Consider the following 18,479-nt stretch of genomic DNA (forward strand, 5'->3'; position numbering starts at 1 on the left):
TGATGATGGGGTATGGAGTCTCCCAGTGCTGACAGCCTGCCGATTCTGAGCCCGGTCTCCTCCAGCGGCAGCCGCGGCGCCTTCCCGCCGATCGACGACTACGCGTTCCTGTCCGATTGCGAGACCAGCTGCCTGATCGCCAACAGCGGGTCGGTCGAGTGGTTGTGCGTGCCGCGTCCCGACTCCCCCAGCGTCTTCGGCGCCATGCTCGACCGCAGCGCCGGGCACTTCCGGATCGGCCCGTACGGCAAGAACGTGCCTGCGGAGCGGCGCTACCTGCCGGGCGGAATGATCCTGGAGACCACCTGGCAGACCGAGACCGGCTGGCTGATCGTGCGCGACGCGCTGGTGCTCGGGCCGTGGCACAACAACATCCAGCGGTCCAAGACCCATCGCCGCACCCCGATGGACTGGGACGCCGAACACATCCTGCTGCGCACGGTCAAGTGCGTGAGCGGCACGGTCGAGCTGGAGATGAGCTGCCAGCCCTCGTTCGACTACCACCAGGGCGGCGCGAAGTGGGAGTACACCGGCAAGGTCTACGAACAGGCGACGGCCCGGCCCTTCCTCGATCCCGATGCCGGGCCCGCGCTGGTGCTCACCACCGATCTGCGCCTCGGGCTCGAGGGCAGGGAGGCCCGCGCCCGCACCCGGATGTCCGAGGGCGACGAGGTGTTCGTCGCGCTCACCTGGTCGGAGCTGCCCGCGCCCGCCACCTTCGCCGAGGCCGCGCAGAAGATGTGGGCGACCGCCGAATGCTGGCGGCGCTGGATCACCCTCGGCGATTTCCCCGACCATCCGTGGCGCGGCTACCTACAGCGCAGCGCCCTCACTCTGAAGGGCCTCACCTACGCGCCGACCGGCGCCCTGCTCGCCGCCGCCACCACCTCCCTCCCGGAAACCCCTGGTGGACAACGTAACTGGGACTACCGCTACACCTGGGTGCGCGACGCCAGCTTCGCCCTGTGGGGTCTGTACACCCTGGGCCTGGACCGGGAGGCCAACGACTTCTTCGCCTTCCTCAACGACGTCACCACCGGCGACAACGGCGACGCGCTCCCGCTGCAGGTGCTCTACGGCATCGGTGGCGAGCGCCGCATCACCGAGTACGAGCTGCCCGATCTGTCCGGCTACGACGGCGCCAGACCGGTCCGCATCGGCAACGCCGCCTACGACCAGGACCAGCACGACATCTGGGGCACCATGCTCGACGCGGTGTACCTGCACGTGAAATCGCGCGGGCAGGTGCCGGAATCGCTGTGGCCGCTGCTGGAACGCACCGTGCACGCGGCCATCGCCAACTGGCGCAAACCCGATCGCGGGATCTGGGAGGTGCGCGGCGAACCGCAGCACTTCACCTCCTCGAAGGTGATGTGCTGGGTGGCGCTCGACCGCGGCGCCCGGCTGGCCCAGCTGCACGGGCAGCACGCCCGCGCGGCGGAGTGGTTCGACATCGCCGAGCAGATCAAGGCGGACGTGCTCGAGCACGGCGTGAACCACGAGGGCGTGTTCACCCAGACCTACGGCGGCGACACCCTCGACGCCTCGCTGCTGCTGGTGGTGCTGACCCGCTTCCTGCCGCCCGACGACCATCGCGTGCGCGCGACCGTGCTGTCGATCGCGACCCGGCTCACCGTCAACGGCCTGGTGCTGCGCTACCGCACCGACACCACCGACGACGGGCTCGACGGCGAGGAGGGCACCTTCACCATCTGCTCGTTCTGGCTGGTCTCGGCGCTGGTGGAGATCGGCGAGCTGGAACGGGCCACCCACCTGTGCGAGCGGCTGCTCGGGCTGGCCTCTCCGCTGCGCCTCTACGCCGAGGAGATCGACTCACGCACCGGGCGGCACCTGGGCAACTTCCCACAGGCGTTCACCCACCTGGCGCTGATCAACGCGGTCACCCACGTCATCCGGGCCGAGGATTCGCGCAACGCGGGCCAATTCCAGCCGGCCCACACGCCGTCGCACCGGTCCTAGCCGTCAGTACGCGAGCCGGTCGGCGCGTTCGCGCAGGCCGGCCACGGTGCGCAGGCCCGCGTCGATCTCGGTGATCCGCAGCTCGCGATGGTCGCCGTAGCGCAGGCCGGTCTCCTCGGCCGCGCGCAGCGCCTCGTCGGCGGTGCGGCCCACCTCGGCGGCGATCTCGGTGTAGTGGTCGCGCAGCACCCGCTGCAGCGTGCGCAGGCGATTGCGGGATTCCTTGCCCACCTGGAAGATCACGTCGTCGGCGAGCCGGGCGACGGCGACCTTGGCCTCGGCCTGCCTGCGCTGCTTGCGATTGCGGCGGTCGTCCCACAGCGCGTTCACGCCGAGCAGCACGCCCGCACCCGCGGAGTACCAGTTGACCAGCGACATCCCGAGCAGGCTGGTGGCCAGACCGACCATCAGGATGCCGCCGTAGGAGCCGCGCAGGGCCGACAGCGCCTGCTGTCCGACACTGGATTTCGCGCTCTCCAGCGTCTCCAGCGACTGCACCGGCTCGAGCACGTCGCCCGGATTGGTCAGGCGCAGCTCGGGCAGCGGCGGGGTGCGGTTGTCCGGCGGGAACTTCGCGGCGACCTGCTCGGCGAGCTCGACGGCGCGGTAGTGCGCCATCACGAAGTTCTCCTCGACGGCCTCGCAGATCCGCGCGTCCAGCTCGGTCGCGAATTCGGTCCATTTGCGGGCCGGATCGGTGCGCGAGATCTCCGCCTCGGCCTCGCGCACGAGGGTGCGTAGTCGATGCCGCAGATCGTGTTCGATATCGGCGCTCAGCTCGGAGCTGCCGTCGACGAGGGTGACCTGCCAGGTCGCGGTGCGCTGACGCAGCTGATCGGCCGCGGTCCTGGCGGCCGCCAGCCGCTGGGTGATCTCGGCCCGGCTGCGCGGGTCGCGCAGCGCGGCGGCCTCGGCGCGCAGGGTGAGGGTGAGTTGATCGGTGACCAGCGCGATATCGCGCACGGCCGCCGCGACCGCGACCGAATCGGCCTGGGCGACAACGTAATCGTGTAGGTGATCGATGAGTTGCGGCACGCCCGACTCGATGTCGCGCTGCTGGTCGCCGTTCTCCTGTGCCTGCCGGTGCATCACCGCCGAGACGGGCGCGACCGCGAAGTTCAGGCCCGCCCCGTCGAGGAGGGCGCGGTTGCGGCGCTGGGTCAGCGACCAGTGCGGGTTGCGGTCGATCTTGGTGAGCACGCAGACCACCGACGAGCACACCTGCTCGACGCGGCGCAGGTAGTCCAGCTGCGCCTCGGTCAGCTCGGCGGCGGCGTCGGCGGCGTAGAGGACCACGTCGGCGGCGGCGATCATCGACCAGGCCGCGCTCTCGTGGGCGGCGGCGCCGGGGGCGTCCATCACCACCAGGCCGTCGGCCAGCAGCGGGCTCGGCTCGGCGAATTCGGCGCGCAGCACACCGAGGGCGGTCAGCGCGGGTCCGGGGTTGAGCGGGTCGACCGACACGCGTTCGACGCGACCGCGCTGCGCCGACTTCACCAGTGTCGCGGCGGGGTTGGGCCCGTACTCGACGATCACCGGAACGCTCGGCTTGCCGTCGGTGGCGCTGACCGGCGTGCCGACCATGCTGTTGACCAGCGTGCTCATGCCCGCCTGTGGTTCACCGACCACGACCAGGCGCACCCGGGGATCGCTGAGTCTGGCGCGCACCATGCCGAGTCTGGCGTCGAGGTCGTCACGACCGCCCGTGCGGACCAGTTCCCGCAGTTCGTCGACCAGGGAAACGACCGGAGCCATCACATCCGGATGCTTCACCGTCGCGGCCTGCAGTCCGGCAGCGGCTGACAACCTGTTCCTCACTCTCGTTGCATGAGTCCGTCCGAGACGCTGGGAGCAGACGTCGTCGTGTCAGACGACGAAGTCATACCCATGATGCTCGACGGGAAACGCGGCGGCCAGGTGATCTGCGCCGCCCACCCCGGAGTCGAACAGTCCGGCCGACACGCCATGGTAGCCGTCATCGGTGTAGCTGATGTCGGCGGCGATCGGCTTGGTGTCGATGACCGGCGGTTTCACCGGAACCTGGGTCGGCTGCACGGTGACCACCGGCGGCGGGGTGACCACGGTCGGCGGATCGATGTCGACGGTCGGCTGCTTGGTCGGCATCGTCGGCTGGTGGGTCGGCGCGGTCGGCTGCTGGGTGGGCACGGTCGCGGTCGGGTGCGACACGGTCGGGTCGGGCACGTCGACGGTCGGGGTGCTGGGCGCGGTCGAGGGCACCGTGGCGCCGCCCGTGGTGCCCGGCTTGGTGATGACGACGTCATCGTCCGGAACCGTCGGCTTGGTGGGGCCGGTCGCGCCGGTCGGCGGCACGGTGACCGGCGCCTTGGTGGGCTCCGGCAGCTGCGCGGTCGGCTTGGGCAGGTCCGGCAGCTTCACCGTGGTTGGGGTGTCGATGTCGACGGTCGGCTGCTTCGACGGCACGGTCACCGGGACGGTGGTCGGGGTGTGGCCGCCGGTGACGTCCGGCACGACCACCGGCTTGGTCGGCGTGGTCGGCGCGAACAGCGCGGGCACCGCGGCGGCGGGCGCGGTCAGCGGCGAGGTGGCGGCGCCCGCCCCACCGAAGACGTTGGCGATCGGCGTCGACGCGGCGTCGGGCTGGATGGTCGTCTGCAGCGGCGTGCTGACCACCGGATTGGTGGCCACCGGCGCGGGCGCGGCGGGCGCGACCGGCGCCGGGGCGGGCGCGATCGGCGCGGGCGCCACGGGAGCCGGAGCGGGGGTCTGCGCGAGTGGCGCGGCAGGCGCGGGCGCGGGTGCCGGAGCGGCGGCCGCGGGCCCGGTGGTGCCGGGCAGGCCGACACCGGAGGACGAGGATCCCGGCAGGCTCGGCCCGGTCGGCGAGGTCAGGCTGCCGCCGGTGCCACCGGCGGTCGTGTCGCCGGGCACCTTGATGCCGTCGCCGAGCCACTTGCCGTAGTCGTCGAGCTGATCGCCGACCTGGCCGACCTGGGCGGTGACCTTCATCTGGGAGGTGAACCACACACCGTCCAGGCCCGCGTGCGCGTCGATCTGCCATTCGGTGTTCACCATCGCGCCGAAGCCGTCGAACATGTCACCGATGCCGTCGAACAGCCCGTCGCCGGGCTGGCCCGCACCGGGCGCGCTCGCACCGGGCAGACCGCCGGGCGAACCGGGCAGGCCGATGCCGTCGTAGCCGGGAATGCCGAGGCCGTGGCCGGGCAGGCCGTCGAAACCGGGGAGGCCGATCCCCTGACCGGGCAGGCCGAAGGCGGGCGTCTCCGGGAGGCCGAACGGGTTGTCGGTGTCGGCGCCGCCGAGACCGAGGCCGGGCCCGGCGGGCGTCTGCGCGTAGCCCGGGATACCGTAGCCGGTGGAGTGGCTGCTGTCGGAACCGGGGATCCGCAGCTCCCGCTCGTCGTCGGAGCCGGGAATCTGTGGGCGCCACTCGGATTCGGTGGCGCGCGCGACCATGGTGACGTCGGCCGGAGCGGGCGCGTGCGGGGCGAACGGCGCGTGCGGTGCCTGATGCGGCGCTGGCACGTCCGACAGATCGGGGAAGGTCACGACCGGGCTCGGCGCGTCCGGGCTCGGGTCGGAGTGGTACTGCGAGGACCACCCGGCGACCCGGCTGTCGGCGTTGCTGGTGCCCGGCGTCGTGTCGGGGCCGGTGCCGTTCGCGGCGACCAGGGCACCACCGGTGACGTACGCGCCGGCGCGCGCTACCCGCGCGACACCGTTGGCGACCCGGTAGGCCGTGTCGGTCCCCTCCGCGCGCGCAGCATCGTCATCGAAAGGCAGATCACGCGTCATCAATGCTCCAACACTCGCATCACTGTCGGCCCCCCACCACGAACGAGGCGAAGTGAAGATCATCCAACACTACTACCGGAGGCCGAACTGTCGTTTCGTCCAGAACGGTTGGTACCACCTTATGGCGAGCAACAGATTTCGGCGACCCGGTGGAATCAGGGGGTTCACGATCCCAAGAGAACTCTAACGATTGCTCAACGGACCCTGAAGATCGGCTGCTTAGCGTCGGTTTCGCCGGTCGAGCCGATCGGCGAAACCCGTTCGGAGGAGTCCCGCCCATGACCGTATTCACCGCCCGCCGCCGGGCCCGTGCCGCCGCCCTTGTCGGCGGCTTCGCGCTGCTGACCGGCACGATCGCCGGTGTCGCCGGCGCCGCGTCCGCCGATCCCGCCGTGACCAGGGAGATCGGGCCCGAACGAACGCTGATCATCTGTTCGCCGGACGCGCCGGGCGCGCCCGCCCTGCCCCTGCCGCCGGAAGGCGCGCGCGTGCACATCGAGCGCTTCGACGGCGAGCCGGCACGCCCGCTGCCGGTCCTGCCCGCGCTGCCGGGCGAACCGGCCGTCGACGCACCGAACTGCCAGGACGTCGACCCGGGCGACGCGCCGGGCGGGGTCATCGTGGTCCGCCCGCCGCACGTGCGCTGACCAGGGCAAACAGTGGATCGCACTAGGGTGAGCGGGATGACCGGACAGCAGATCTTGGTCGTCGACGACGAGCTCAGGGTGCTGGCGTCGCTGCGGCGCGGCCTCGAGCTCTCGGGCTTCGACGTCGTCACGGCCGGTGACGGCGCCGCGGCGCTCGCCCTGGTGCGTTCCGCCACCCCCGACGCCATGGTGCTCGATGTGAACATGCCCGAGCTCGACGGCGTCGGCGTGGTGACCGCCCTGCGCGCGATGGGCAACGACATCCCCATCTGCGTGCTCAGCGCCCGCAGCGCCGTGAGCGACCGGATCGCGGCCCTCGAACGCGGCGCCGACGACTACCTCACCAAGCCGTTCGACCTCGGCGAGCTGATCGCCCGGCTGCGTGCCCTGCTGCGGCGCAGCGCGGCAACCGCTGCGCCGCAGGGTAAGACGGTGCGGGTTGGGCAGGTGGAGATCGATCCGGCCGGGCACCGGGTGCACGCGGGCGGACGACAGGTCGACCTCACCAAACGCGAGTTCGAGCTGCTGGCCATGCTCGCCGAGAACGCCGGCATCGTGCTCGGGCGCGAGCAGATCCTGTCCGCCGTCTGGGGGTACGACTTCGCCACCGACACCAATGTGGTCGACGTGTTCGTCTCGTATCTGCGGCGCAAGCTCGAGGCCAATGGCGTCGATCGGGTCGTGCACACGGTGCGCGGCGTCGGATTCGTCCTGCGGGAGCGCCCGTGAGAACCGGGTCGTGGTCCCTGCGGACCCGGGTGGCCCTGGTGTCGGCCGTGGTCGCCGCGCTGGTGGCGATCACCCTCGGGCTCACCTACGCGGCGCTGCTGAAGGTGGCGGGCACCCGGCAGCTCGATCAGACGGTGTCGACGATGAATGTCCAAGTGGTGCAGCGCATCGACGGCGTACCCGCCCTGCCGATCCCGCTCCCGGCCGAGACGATGCCGTTCCCCGACGCTCCCGAACCACCGACGGTGGTGGCGCCGGGCAGCCCGTCCGACACCGCGCTGGCCAAGGTCAAGGGCGCGCCCGGCCTGCTGGTCCGGCTCGATCCCGACCGGGAGCTGGTCGACGCCGCGATCACCCGCAGCCAGCTGATCGGCCTCGGCATCGGGGTCGGCGGGGTGCTGGTGGCGGCCGGATTGGGTTGGGTGCTGGCCGGTTTCGCCGCGCGCCCGCTGCGCAGGCTGGCCACCGCGACCCACGAGATCGACACCCTCGACGAACTGCCGCCGCTGTCCGGCCGCGGCGCCAGGGAGGCCGAGGAACTCTCCGACGCCATCACCCGGATGCTGGCGCGCCTGGAGACCGCGCACGGCGAGACCAGGCAGGCACTGGCAGGCGCCCGCGATTTCGCCGCGGTCTGCGCGCACGAACTGCGCACCCCGCTCACCGCGATGCGCACCGATCTCCAGGTCCTGGCGGGGGACGACCTGCCTGCCGAGCAGCGCGGCGCGGTCCTGGCCGACGTGCTGGCCGCCGAACGCCAGATCGAGCGCACCCTCACCGATCTGGAGCGCCTCGCCGTCGGCGAGCTCACCGACGCGGGCGCCTTCGAACCGTTCGACCTGTGCGAGACCCTCGATCGCGCGGTCCAGAACGCCCGGCGCGCGCAGCCAGGAGTCGACATCACACTGACCGCGTGCGACCCGGTCCCGATGACCGGCCTGCCCGGCGGGATCCTGCTGATCGTCACCAATGCCGTCACCAACGCGGTCCTGCACGGACGCGCCACCGAGATCGCGGTCGCGGCCCGTTCGAGCGCGGACGGGATCGAGATCACCGTCGACGACAACGGCACCGGGATCCCGGAACACCTGTCCCCCACCGCCTTCGACCGTTTCGCCAAACGACCGGGCTCCCCCGGTTCCGGCCTGGGCCTGGCCCTGGTCCGTCAGCAGGCCGAATTGCACGGCGGCACCGCCGAACTCGCCGAAAGCCCGCTCGGCGGGACGCGCCTGCTGGTGCGCGTCACCGCCGAGCCGGGGTGAGGTGGGTGACTGCTTGTCCTCGAATGCGCTCACCGGCTGCCGAGCTGATGTTCGACCAGGACCTACAGGTTCACTCGTCGCGGTGGAACGACGCGGCCAACAGTGATCCGTCCCGCACCGTCAAAGGTTCGCCGTTGCGCCAGATTTCGGGAGCGCCGTCACTGGTGTCGACCGAGCAGTCGTGCGGCAGCGCAAGGTAGCCGACGATGGAGGGATTGATCACGGCGAGCTCGTAGAGCGTGGTGGATCGCATGGTGGTGTCATCGTGCTCGTGGGCCAGGCCGGAGCAGCCGACAAACCAGCCCGAAAAGTCATCGTAGTGTTCGTTGTGCGGGTACCGGTACATCACCACGCCGCCGGAGTCGGCGAATGCATCGCAGGTCACGGCACGGTGGGTGTAGTGCGGGAAATCCAGCTCGTCACCCAGCCCCACGCTCTCGGCGACTTCGCGCTGATACCACAACTGGCCCACCGCCTTGGACGCCCCGGCGGCCAGGATCGGCGGAACGTTCTCGAAATCCGGCTCGCACAGCCCCAGCGTGCCATCGGCATTCTCGATGACGTAACAGTTCAACCAGCCGATCGTCACGGTCTGGGCGGGAGTGAAGCGGCTGCCCGCCCGAATCGAGTCCTCCAACCACGACACCAGCCAGTCGATGCCCAGCTCCGTCACGATGTCGTACTCGTACTCGAGGGTGAACTCGGCCTGCCCCGCGACCCCCGCCGCCGTCCTACGCTGCTCCATGGGGCTCAGCCTTCCAGCCCCCGCCCACATTCACCACACGTGGGCTGTACCAACATCTCCGAGGTCGCCGAACTCGCCGAAAGCCCGCTCGGCGGGACGCGCCTGCTGGTGCGCGTCACCGCCGAGCCGGGGTGAGAGGGTTCTACTTGCCCTTGGGCTTGTCCGACGCCGCGTCCGAGGACAGCGCGGCCACGAAGGCCTCCTGCGGCACGTCGACCCGGCCGATGGTCTTCATGCGCTTCTTGCCCTCCTTCTGCTTCTCGAGCAGCTTGCGCTTACGGCTGATGTCACCGCCGTAGCACTTGGCGAGCACGTCCTTGCGGATCGCCCTGATGTTCTCGCGCGCGATGATCTTCGAGCCGATCGCGGCCTGGATCGGCACCTCGAACTGCTGACGCGGGATGAGTTCGCGCAGCTTGGTGGTCATCTTGTTGCCGTAGGCTTGGGCGGCGTCCTTGTGCACGATGGCGCTGAACGCGTCGACCGCCTCGCCCTGGAGCAGGATGTCGACCTTGACCAGCGCGGACGACTGCTCGCCCGCCTCTTCGTAATCGAGCGACGCGTACCCGCGGGTGCGCGACTTGAGCGAGTCGAAGAAGTCGAAGATGATCTCGGCCATCGGCAGCGTGTAGCGCATCTCCACGCGCGTCTCCGACAGGTAGTCCATGCCGAGCAGCTCGCCGCGGCGGCTCTGGCACAGCTCCATGATGGTGCCGACGAACTCGCTCGGCGCGATGACGGTGCACTTGGTCACCGGCTCGAAGGTCTGGCGCACCTTGCCCTCGGGCCAGTACGAGGGGTTGGTGACGATGTGCTCGGTGCCGTCTTCCATGACGACCCGGTAGATCACGTTGGGCGCGGTGGAGATCAGGTCGAGGCCGAACTCGCGCTGCAGCCGCTCGCGGGTGATCTCCATGTGCAGCAGCCCGAGGAAGCCGCAGCGGAAGCCGAAGCCCAGCGCCACCGAGGTCTCCGGCACGTAGGTCAGCGCCGCGTCGTTGAGCTGCAGCTTGTCCAGCGCGTCGCGCAGATCCGGGTAATCGGAGCCGTCGACCGGGTACAGACCCGAGTAGACCATCGGGCGCGGTTCCTGGTAGCCCGCGAGCGCCGAGGTGGCGCCGTCGCGCGCGGAGGTGACGGTGTCACCGACCTTGGACTGCCGCACGTCCTTCACACCGGTGATCAGGTATCCCACCTCGCCGACGCCGAGGCCCTGGGTGGGCTTCGGTTCGGGCGAGACGATGCCGATCTCGAGCAGCTCGTGCTGCGCGCCGGTGGACATCATCTTGATCTTCTGGCGCGGGGTCAGCTTGCCGTCGACCACACGCACGTAGGTGACCACGCCGCGGTAGGTGTCGTAGACCGAGTCGAAGATCAGCGCGCGGGCCGGGGCGTCGGCGTCGCCGACCGGCGGCGGGACCTCGGCGATCACCTTGTTCAGCAGCGCGTCGACGCCGACACCGGTCTTGCCCGAGACGCGCAGTACGTCGTCGGGCTCACAGCCCACGATGTGCGCGATCTCGGCGGCGTAGCGGTCCGGGTCGGCGGCGGGCAGGTCGATCTTGTTGAGCACCGGGATGATCACGAGATCGCGTTCCATCGCCAGGTACAGGTTCGCCAGCGTCTGCGCCTCGATCCCCTGTGCCGCGTCGACCAGCAGGATCGCGCCCTCACAGGCCTCGAGCGCGCGCGACACCTCGTAGGTGAAGTCGACGTGGCCCGGGGTGTCGATCATGTGCAGGACGAAGTCCTCGCCGTCGACATTCCACGGCAGCCGGACGTTCTGCGCCTTGATCGTGATGCCGCGCTCGCGCTCGATGTCCATCCGGTCCAGGTACTGAGCGCGCATGGCCCGCTCTTCGACCACACCGGTCAGCTGCAGCATCCGATCGGCCAGGGTCGACTTGCCGTGGTCGATGTGCGCGATGATGCAGAAGTTCCGGATCCGGGACGGATCGGTGAACGTCGTATCGGCAAAACTGGAAGCCACTCCACTCCTCGAGGGGTATCGGCGAACTGCGTCTATCGTCCCATGCGACGAATCGCCCCCTTGTCACCGGTGCGCTTCAAGCGCGAGCGACCGTTATATTTCAGGGATGGCCAGCAGTTGGAACACTCTCGGTAAGCAACTCGGCGTCATCGCCAAGGAGCAGGGACCGAAGATCGTGCGCAAGCAGGGTCCACGGCTGCTCGAGAAGCTGGTGGGGGCACTGGCGGCCAAGCCGGAGCCCGCCGTCGCGGTGCGCCCGACCGCGTCGACACCGGTGCCCACCGCGCACCGCGCCCGGCAGATCGTCTACTGCCCGCAGCTCGACGGGCGCGCCGACCCGGGCGAGATCGTGTGGACCTGGGTGCCCTACGAGGAGGACCCCACCAACGGCAAGGACCGGCCGGTGCTGGTCGTCGGGCGCGATCGCAAGACCCTGCTCGGGCTGATGCTGTCGTCCAAAGCCGAACGCGCGCACGACCGTAACTGGGTCGGCATCGGCTCCGGCCCGTGGGACCACGACGGTCGACCCAGCTGGGTGCGGCTGGACCGGGTGCTCGACGTGCCCGAGGACGGCATCCGGCGCGAGGGCGCGATCGTCGAGCGCAAGACCTTCGACCTGGTCGCGCACCGGCTCGTCGCCGAGTACAGCTGGAGCTGACCGACCTAGGTCAGCACGTCCCTGGACCGGCCGAAGATCAGGCCGTACACCAGCGCGCCCAGCGCGCCACCGGCCAGCGGGAACAGCACGAACACCCACACCTGCGCCATCGCACCGTCCTGATACGGCGCCACGCCCAGGCTGCGGGCCGGATTCACCGAGGTGTTGTCGATCGGCAGCGAGACCAGGTAGATCACCGTCAGCGTGACACCGATCGACAGCCCCGCCAGCGGCACATCGGAGATCTGGTCCGTCGAGGCCAGCACCACGAACACCAGCAGCGCGGTCAGCATCACCTCGATGATGATGGTCGCGGCCAGGCCGTACCCGTTCTGGACGACGACCTCACCCAGCGGCCCGCGGATCGCCGACGGACTGTGCGCGCCCCAGCCGTTGGCGCCGAGCCCGTCGACCGCGCGGTCGTAGGACGGCAGGTTCTTGGCCAGCGCGAACAGCACGAGCCCGGCCAGGAAGGCACCGACGAGCTGCGCGATCACATAGCCCGCCGCGCCGACCGCCGAGATCCGGCCGAGCAGCAGCTGGCCGAGGGTGACCGCCGGATTGACGTGGCAGCCCGAGATCGGCCCGATCGCGTAGACGAGGAACATCAGCGTCAGACCGAAGGCGAAGGCCACCCCGAGCGACCCGACCCGGTCACCCGCCAGCACCAGCGTGCCGACGCCACAGATCACCAGGATGAAAGTGCCGAGCCCTTCGGCGGCCCATTTCTTCGGCTCGGGTACGACCTCGGACTCGACGAGTTCCTGTGCAGTGGGCATTGGCCACCACCTCTCCGGGAGGATTCATCCCCGCGGCGAGCGGGGTCCGCACGAGCGAGGTGGACATTACGCCAGGCGGGTGACCTCCACAACGACCTCGAGGTCGGTCGAGCCGCCGCCGGAGAAAACACCTTTCAGCGGTGGCACATCCGCGTAGTCGCGGCCGACGCCGACCGAGACGTGTTGCTCGTTGACGGCCAGGTTGTTGGTCGGGTCGTAGCCCCACCACTGCCCCGTCCAGGCCTCCACCCAGGCGTGCGACTGACCCGCCACGGTCTCGCCGATCTCGGCGCTCGGCTTCGGATGCAGATACCCGGAGACGTAGCGGCTGGGAATTCCCATGCTGCGCAACAACACCAGGGTCAGGTGCGCGTAGTCCTGGCACACCCCGCGCCGCTCGGCGAACGCCTGCAACGCCGAGGTGTGCACCGAGGTCGTGCCCGCGATGTAGTCCATCTCCTTGTGCACCCACTCGGCCGCGCGCACCACCGCCTTGGCCGGCTCCTCGCCCCGGGACAGCTGCCTGGCCACCGTCGCCAGCTTGCGATCGCGCGGCACATAGGCCGTGGGACTGAGCATTTCGTCGAACCGGTCGACGATCCGGCCACCGCGCAGGTCGTCCCAGCTCAGCTCCTCGGTCGGCTCCGCGAACGGCTCGGTCTCCACCACCGAGGACCCGGTCACCTCGAGTTCGGTGTGCGGCGCGTGCAGGTCGAAGGCGGTGACCGCGGTGCCCCAGTAGTCGGTGTAGCGATACGACCTGGTGGCGGGCACGGTCTCGACGCGATTGAGGATCACGTTCTGCCTGCTGTCGGCGCGCGGCGTCAGCCTGGCCTCGTTGAACGACCGCGTCACGGGCGCGTCGTAGACATATCCGGTGGTGTGCACCACCCTGATCCGCCAGCTCACGACTCCCCCTCGCTGGCGCTCGGCTCCGTCGTGCGCTGAAGCGCGCTGTGCTGTCGGTTCACTCGCTGACGCTCGTTCACAATTCTCCCTCCACCTGCACGCGGCCGTCGGAACTGCTGCGCACATCGGTCCACGCCACCCAGGGGGCGGCGTGGAAGTACTGGCGTGACACGGCCTCGCTGACCTCCCGGCACGACTTCTGCAGCGCGAGCAGCCTGCTCTGCAAGTCCTCCAGCAGCACGCCGGGCGGCAGGAATTCGAGCTCGCTGCGCGCGCGGCCCAACACCCGCTGGGCCTCGTGCCGCGCGCCGACGCGGCTGCCCGGCCGCTGGTCGAGCTCGGTCAGGCAGGCCTCGGCGACGCGCAGCGTGTGGAACACCGAGCGCGGGAAGAGCCGGTCGATCAGGATGAACTCCGCGACCCTGGCGGCGTCGAGGGCGCCGCGGTGGGTGCGCAGGTAGGTGTCGTGGGCGCCCGCCGAGCGCAGCACCGTCACCCAGGCGGGCGAGGACGTGCGGTCGCCCGCGCGCGAGAGCAGCAGGCGCACCATCATGTCCACGCGTTCGATGGAGCGGCCCAGCAACAGGAACCTGTAGCCGTCGTCGCGCGAGAGGGTCGAGTCGGTCAGCCCGGTGAACATCGCCGCGCGGTCCTTGATGTAGGAGAAGAACTCGTGCGGGCCGAGGCCGCGCGCCGCCTTCTCCGCCGTCGCCAGCCCGTTGTAGGTGGCGTTGAGGCACTCCCACATCTCGCTGGAGGTGACTTCGCGTGCGCCACGGGCGTTCTCGCGGGCCTTGCCGATGGAGTCGCTGATCGAGACGCCGTGGTCGTGGCTGAACGCGACGAGGTCGGTCACCGACCACACGTCCAGGTGCAGTCCCTCCGGCGGTTCGATCCCCAGCACCTTGAGCAGGACCCGGGAGGTGCGGTCGGCGTCGACGGTGGCGTCCTCGAGCAGCTGGTGCACGGCGACGTCGAGAATGCGCGCGGTGTCGTCGGCGCGCTCGACGTATCGGCCGATCCAGTAGAGGGATTCGGCGTTGCGAGCAAGCATGTGTGTCAGTCCCCGATCAGCCGCTGCGTCTGTTGTTGTTGCTGCTGTTGCTGATTGGCCTGCGGCGCGCTGAGCTCGCGGCCGATCTCGAACGAATCGGCCTGCGGCGGATCGCTCACCAGTTCCGGACCGGCCAGTTCCCGGTCGACCGGACCGGAGCGCCCGGCCAGCACCCAGGTGTCCTTGCTGCCGCCGCCCTGGCTGGAGTTCACCACCAGCGAGCCCTCCGGCAGCGCGACCCGGGTCAGCCCGCCCGGCAGCACCCAGATGTCCTCGCCGTCGTTGACCGCGAACGGGCGCAGGTCGACGTGCCGGGGCGCGAGATCATTGCCGATCTTGGTCGGCACGGTCGACAGCTGCACCACCGGCTGGGCGATCCAGCCACGCGGATCGGCCTTGACCTTGCGCCGGATCGCCTCCAGCTCGCGCGGTGTCGCGTCCGGCCCGATGACGATCCCGTAGCCGCCGGACCCCTCGACCGGCTTCACCACGAGTTCGCCCACCCGGTCGAGCACCTGCTCGCGTTCGTCGTCGAGCCAGCAGCGGAAGGTGTCGACATTGGGCAGGATCGGCTTCTCGCCGAGGTAGTACTCGATGATCGTCGGCACGTAGGTGTAGATAAGTTTGTCGTCGCCGACGCCGTTACCGACCGCGCTGGAGATCACCACATTGCCCGCGCGGGCCGCGTTGAGGACGCCGGCGACGCCGAGCACCGAGTCCGGGCGGAAGTGCATGGGGTCGAGGAAGGTGTCGTCGATGCGCCGGTAGATGACGTCGACCTGGCGCTCGCCCGCCGTCGTACGCATGTAGACGACATTGTCGCGGCAGAACAGGTCGCGCCCCTCGACCAGCTCGACGCCCATCTGCCTGGCCAGCAGCGAATGCTCGAAGTAGGCGGAGTTGTGCACCCCCGGGGTGAGCACGACCACGGTCGGGTCGGCCTCGTTGGGCGCCGCGGAGGCCCGCAGCGCCCGGAGTAGGTGGGCGGGATAGTCGCCGACCGCCCGCACCCGGTGCGAGGAGAACAGGTCGGGGAAGACCCGGGCCATGGTGCGCCGGTTCTCCATCACATAGGAGACGCCCGACGGCGAGCGCAGGTTGTCCTCGAGCACCCGGAAGTCGCCGCGTTCGTCGCGCACCAGGTCGATGCCGGAGACGTGGATGCGCACCCCGTTGGGCGGCACCAGCCCGGCGGCCTCGCGGTGGAAGTGCTCGCACGAGGTGACCAGCCGCTTGGGGATCACCTGATCGCGCAGGATGTTCTGCTCGCCGTAGACGTCGGCCAGGAACAGCTCCAGCGCGGTGACCCGCTGCTTGATGCCGCGTTCGAGCTTGGCCCATTCCGCGGCCGCGATCACCCGCGGCACCAGATCCAGCGGGAACGGGCGTTCCTGCCCCGACAGGGAGAAGGTGATGCCCTGGTCGATGAACGCGCGGTCCAGCGCGTCGGAGCGTTTGGCCAGGTCGTCGACGTCGTTGGCGGCCATCGCGGCGTGGATACCCTTGTACGGCGCCCGGACTCGTCCCGCCGCGTCGAACATCTCGTCGAAGGCGTCGGCGAAGCGGCCGGGGCCGTACCCCTCGAACAAACCGGCGTGCGTGTTCACCGGATGCCCGTTCGTTCTCACCAACGCCGGTGATGCAGATCGAGCCGTACTCGGCGCTGTGGTGGAGGTCATGAGAAAAACTGTGCATCACCCGGCAGCGGGGTCGTGTGAGACACAGGTAAATTTCTTGCATCACCTGAAACGGGTGAAAATCGGCGGGGCCCGTGGCGGGCGTTCGGAGCCCGATTTCGCCGGGCGGTGCCGAGCTGGTAACCTCGATCTTCGGCGCGGTGTTACCCGTAGTTCAGCACCATCTGCTGCATCGTGGGCGCGCGCCCGACGAGCTTTCGAGACATACCACCCAGCGACAGGAAACCAGAGGATACAGGCGTGGCCAACATCAAGTCCCAGATGAAGCGGATCCGTACCAACGAGGCGGCGCGCAAGCGCAACCAGTCGGTCAAGTCCGCGCTGCGCACCGCGATCCGCAACTTCCGCGAAGCTGCCGCGACCGGTGACAAGGAAAAGGCTGCCGAGCAGCTGCAGTTCGCGAGCCGCAAGCTCGACAAGGCCGCGTCCAAGGGCGTCATCCACGCCAACCAGGCGGCCAACAAGAAGTCCGCGCTCGCGCTGGCTCTGAACAAGATCTGATCGGAGCGGGGGCTCCCCGCTCAGCAATACTTCGCAAGACGCAGCCGCCGTGGCCTCGATGACCACGGCGGCTTTTGTCGTCGGCTACCATTCCGCGCATGCTGACGGTGTACGCGAATCAGACGGTGGTACGAGGCGACGACCTGGCCGAGGTGATCCGCGCCGCGGAGATCCTGGGGCTCGGTCTCAAGATCGAGAACGTGATGGTCCCGGACGAGGACGGCGGCTTCGCGGCCGCGTGGATCGTCACCAGGGAGGACGAGGTCCCGCTGTACGAGGAGTGGGACGGTCGCTACGAGGATCTCGAGGACGACGAGGAACTCGCCGTCGTCGGCGACTGATCAGTTCACACAGGGGATCTGCCCCGAGGTGATGTCGCTGCGGACCGGTGTGCCCGCGTCGGGGGTCTCCGACACCGAGGTGGTCGTGCTGGTCCGCCAGGCGCCCGTCGTCGTCTCGTACGGCCACGCGGCGGGCGGTTCGGTCCGCGCCGTGGTGCGCCGGGTGGTCGTGGTGGCGGGGACCGGCATCCCGAACGCGGCCGCGATCTCGCGGCGGATCGCCGAGCGGTCCACGATGTTCACGTCCTGCCCGTTGATCACGTCGTAGCGCAGGATCGGCAGGGTCCGGAATTCGACCTGCGGGTCCTTCGCGGAGCCGAGCGTGCGCACGAATTCGGTCATGTTCCAGCCGTCCGACAGGACGATATTGCGGTGCGCCACCTCCATCAGCGCCGACAGTTTGCCGGGGTCGGTCAGGGTGCCCGCGCTGCGCAGCTGCCTGGCCACCGAGGTGAGGAACGCCTGCTGCCGGTGGGTGCGGTCCAGATCGCCGTTCTCCAGTCCGTGCCGCTGCCGCACGAAGGCCAGCGCCTGGGCCGGGTCGAGATGCTGGCGGCCCACCGGGAAGTCCGCGCCGGAGAACTCGAGGTCCTGCACCGGATGGTTCAGGCACACCTCCACCCCGCCCAGCGTGGCCGCGAGATCGTAGAAGCCGGCGAGGGTGATCTCGGCGAACCGGTCGATCGGCACCCCGGTCAGATCGCGGACCGCCCGGACGATCGAGGCGCGCCCCGCCTCCCGGCCCGCCTGCTCGAGCTTGCGCTGATCGGTGACCCCGCGCGCGATCAGCTGATCCTGCACCGCGGCCTTCTTCAGCCCGTACGCCTCCTTGATCTTGGCGTGGGTGTAGCCGGGAATACCACTGACCGGCACATAGTCGTCGCGTGGAATCGAGACCGCGACGATCTTGTCCATCGCGGCCGGAATATGCACCAGGATCAGCGTATTGGCGTTGTAGCCGCCCTCGTCGCCGTCCCCCGCGTGCAACTGGTCCAGGATTTCCGGCGGCAGCTCGTTCCCGTTCTGATCGCGGCGGGTATCGAGCCCGATCAGCAGGATGTTCAGATCCCCGCCGAGCGAATGGGGCGCGTCGTCCTCGATGGCGTGCGAGCGCAGGAACCCGGCGTCGAAACTGCCCGCCGTCGACCACCCGTACGCGGTGACGGCGACCACCAGCGCCGACATCCCGGCGGCGAACCCCTTCCCGAACGCCCTGGCCAACCGGCCCGCCGAACTACGAGCGCGGCCCCTGCTCCCGCGCTCCCCGGTCCGGCTGACGGTCGGGTCGTCCATGTCATGATCAACTGTGCCAGCCGCACGACCGCACCGACATCGCGATTCGGTCCCGATTCCAGCGTGTCCCGGCGTGTCCGCTCAGCGAGTGGACCAGGG

The 18,479-nt window shown here is 69.7% G+C and carries 16 protein-coding genes; 7 read left to right on the forward strand and 9 right to left on the reverse strand.

The features are described from left to right. Window positions 1-12: 12 nt before the first annotated feature. Window positions 13-1,980, forward strand: coding sequence for a glycoside hydrolase family 15 protein (locus AB0H54_RS24025; RefSeq protein WP_357348006.1), 1,968 nt, complete (start codon window positions 13-15; stop codon window positions 1,978-1,980). Window positions 1,981-1,983: 3 nt separating this feature from the next. Here the strand turns inward: AB0H54_RS24025 and AB0H54_RS24030 are convergent, their stop codons facing one another. Beyond that, entirely contained in the window at window positions 1,984-3,786 is a 1,803-nt protein-coding gene (locus AB0H54_RS24030) for a hypothetical protein (protein ID WP_357348008.1), read from the reverse strand. A gap of 60 nt (window positions 3,787-3,846) precedes the next feature. Beyond that, entirely contained in the window at window positions 3,847-5,775 is a 1,929-nt protein-coding gene (locus tag AB0H54_RS24035) for a hypothetical protein (RefSeq protein WP_357348010.1), read from the reverse strand. Window positions 5,776-6,053: 278 nt separating this feature from the next. Here AB0H54_RS24035 and AB0H54_RS24040 point away from each other — a divergent pair, with 278 nt between their 5' ends. The 3 genes from AB0H54_RS24040 to AB0H54_RS24050 are packed head-to-tail and all read left to right on the forward strand — an operon-like array spanning window position 6,054 to window position 8,413. Next, on the forward strand, window positions 6,054-6,422 hold the full coding sequence (locus AB0H54_RS24040; RefSeq protein ID WP_357348012.1) for a hypothetical protein: 369 nt from the start codon (window positions 6,054-6,056) through the stop codon (window positions 6,420-6,422). A gap of 36 nt (window positions 6,423-6,458) precedes the next feature. Then, a complete protein-coding gene (locus tag AB0H54_RS24045) occupies window positions 6,459-7,151 on the forward strand; it encodes a response regulator transcription factor (RefSeq protein WP_357348014.1) in 693 nt (230 codons plus the stop codon). Beyond that, entirely contained in the window at window positions 7,148-8,413 is a 1,266-nt protein-coding gene (locus AB0H54_RS24050; protein WP_357348016.1) for a HAMP domain-containing sensor histidine kinase, read from the forward strand. Before AB0H54_RS24045 ends, AB0H54_RS24050 begins: the two co-directional genes overlap by 4 nt. A 70-nt stretch (window positions 8,414-8,483) precedes the next feature. On the opposite strand, the gene AB0H54_RS24055 is transcribed toward AB0H54_RS24050, so the two are convergent. After that, a complete protein-coding gene (locus AB0H54_RS24055; RefSeq protein ID WP_357348018.1) occupies window positions 8,484-9,158 on the reverse strand; it encodes a hypothetical protein in 675 nt (224 codons plus the stop codon). 142 nt (window positions 9,159-9,300) lie between these two features. Then, window positions 9,301-11,148, reverse strand: a complete 1,848-nt coding sequence (gene lepA / locus AB0H54_RS24060) for a translation elongation factor 4 (RefSeq protein WP_357348020.1) — start codon at window positions 11,146-11,148, stop codon at window positions 9,301-9,303. A gap of 106 nt (window positions 11,149-11,254) precedes the next feature. Here lepA and AB0H54_RS24065 point away from each other — a divergent pair, with 106 nt between their 5' ends. Further along, window positions 11,255-11,806 (forward strand): type II toxin-antitoxin system PemK/MazF family toxin, encoded by a 552-nt coding sequence (locus AB0H54_RS24065; RefSeq protein ID WP_355278621.1) that lies wholly within the window; start codon window positions 11,255-11,257, stop codon window positions 11,804-11,806. A 5-nt stretch (window positions 11,807-11,811) separates the two neighbouring features. On the opposite strand, the gene AB0H54_RS24070 is transcribed toward AB0H54_RS24065, so the two are convergent. The 4 genes from AB0H54_RS24070 to AB0H54_RS24085 all read right to left on the reverse strand — a co-directional run bounded on the left by AB0H54_RS24070 (window position 11,812) and on the right by AB0H54_RS24085 (window position 16,089). Continuing rightward, window positions 11,812-12,585, reverse strand: a complete 774-nt coding sequence (locus AB0H54_RS24070; RefSeq protein WP_355278618.1) for an aquaporin — start codon at window positions 12,583-12,585, stop codon at window positions 11,812-11,814. A 66-nt stretch (window positions 12,586-12,651) separates the two neighbouring features. Continuing rightward, entirely contained in the window at window positions 12,652-13,494 is an 843-nt protein-coding gene (locus tag AB0H54_RS24075) for a transglutaminase family protein (RefSeq protein WP_355278616.1), read from the reverse strand. A gap of 76 nt (window positions 13,495-13,570) precedes the next feature. After that, window positions 13,571-14,548 carry an alpha-E domain-containing protein gene (locus tag AB0H54_RS24080; protein ID WP_355278613.1) on the reverse strand — a complete coding sequence of 326 codons (978 nt, stop codon included), beginning with the start codon at window positions 14,546-14,548 and terminating at the stop codon, window positions 13,571-13,573. A gap of 5 nt (window positions 14,549-14,553) precedes the next feature. Beyond that, complete coding sequence (locus AB0H54_RS24085; RefSeq protein WP_355279251.1) at window positions 14,554-16,089, reverse strand: circularly permuted type 2 ATP-grasp protein; 1,536 nt, start codon at window positions 16,087-16,089, stop codon at window positions 14,554-14,556. Window positions 16,090-16,485: 396 nt separating this feature from the next. On the opposite strand from AB0H54_RS24085, the gene rpsT reads away from it, so the two are divergent. Together rpsT and AB0H54_RS24095 are read left to right on the forward strand one after the other, a co-directional pair. After that, window positions 16,486-16,746, forward strand: coding sequence for a 30S ribosomal protein S20 (gene rpsT / locus AB0H54_RS24090; RefSeq protein WP_355278610.1), 261 nt, complete (start codon window positions 16,486-16,488; stop codon window positions 16,744-16,746). Between the two features lie 98 nt (window positions 16,747-16,844). Beyond that, window positions 16,845-17,087, forward strand: a complete 243-nt coding sequence (locus AB0H54_RS24095) for a hypothetical protein (RefSeq protein WP_355278607.1) — start codon at window positions 16,845-16,847, stop codon at window positions 17,085-17,087. Here AB0H54_RS24095 and AB0H54_RS24100 read toward each other — a convergent pair whose 3' ends face one another. Beyond that, window positions 17,088-18,380 (reverse strand): LCP family protein, encoded by a 1,293-nt coding sequence (locus AB0H54_RS24100; protein WP_357348023.1) that lies wholly within the window; start codon window positions 18,378-18,380, stop codon window positions 17,088-17,090. Between the last annotated feature and the right edge of the window lie 99 nt (window positions 18,381-18,479).

Origin of the sequence: Nocardia sp. NPDC050718, assembly GCF_040654235.1 — a bacterium.
GTDB lineage: Bacteria > Actinomycetota > Actinomycetes > Mycobacteriales > Mycobacteriaceae > Nocardia.

Coding starts and splice junctions, on each gene's coding strand:
- AB0H54_RS24095 (WP_355278607.1), top strand. CDS start 16,845: ATGCTGACGGTGTACGCGAATCAGACGGTGGTACGAGGCGACGACCTG.
- AB0H54_RS24085 (WP_355279251.1), bottom strand. CDS start 16,089: ATGTTCGACGCGGCGGGACGAGTCCGGGCGCCGTACAAGGGTATCCAC.
- AB0H54_RS24055 (WP_357348018.1), bottom strand. CDS start 9,158: ATGGAGCAGCGTAGGACGGCGGCGGGGGTCGCGGGGCAGGCCGAGTTC.
- AB0H54_RS24100 (WP_357348023.1), bottom strand. CDS start 18,380: ATGGACGACCCGACCGTCAGCCGGACCGGGGAGCGCGGGAGCAGGGGC.
- AB0H54_RS24035 (WP_357348010.1), bottom strand. CDS start 5,775: ATGACGCGTGATCTGCCTTTCGATGACGATGCTGCGCGCGCGGAGGGG.
- AB0H54_RS24065 (WP_355278621.1), top strand. CDS start 11,255: ATGGCCAGCAGTTGGAACACTCTCGGTAAGCAACTCGGCGTCATCGCC.
- AB0H54_RS24080 (WP_355278613.1), bottom strand. CDS start 14,548: ATGCTTGCTCGCAACGCCGAATCCCTCTACTGGATCGGCCGATACGTC.
- AB0H54_RS24025 (WP_357348006.1), top strand. CDS start 13: ATGGAGTCTCCCAGTGCTGACAGCCTGCCGATTCTGAGCCCGGTCTCC.
- AB0H54_RS24040 (WP_357348012.1), top strand. CDS start 6,054: ATGACCGTATTCACCGCCCGCCGCCGGGCCCGTGCCGCCGCCCTTGTC.
- AB0H54_RS24070 (WP_355278618.1), bottom strand. CDS start 12,585: ATGCCCACTGCACAGGAACTCGTCGAGTCCGAGGTCGTACCCGAGCCG.
- AB0H54_RS24045 (WP_357348014.1), top strand. CDS start 6,459: ATGACCGGACAGCAGATCTTGGTCGTCGACGACGAGCTCAGGGTGCTG.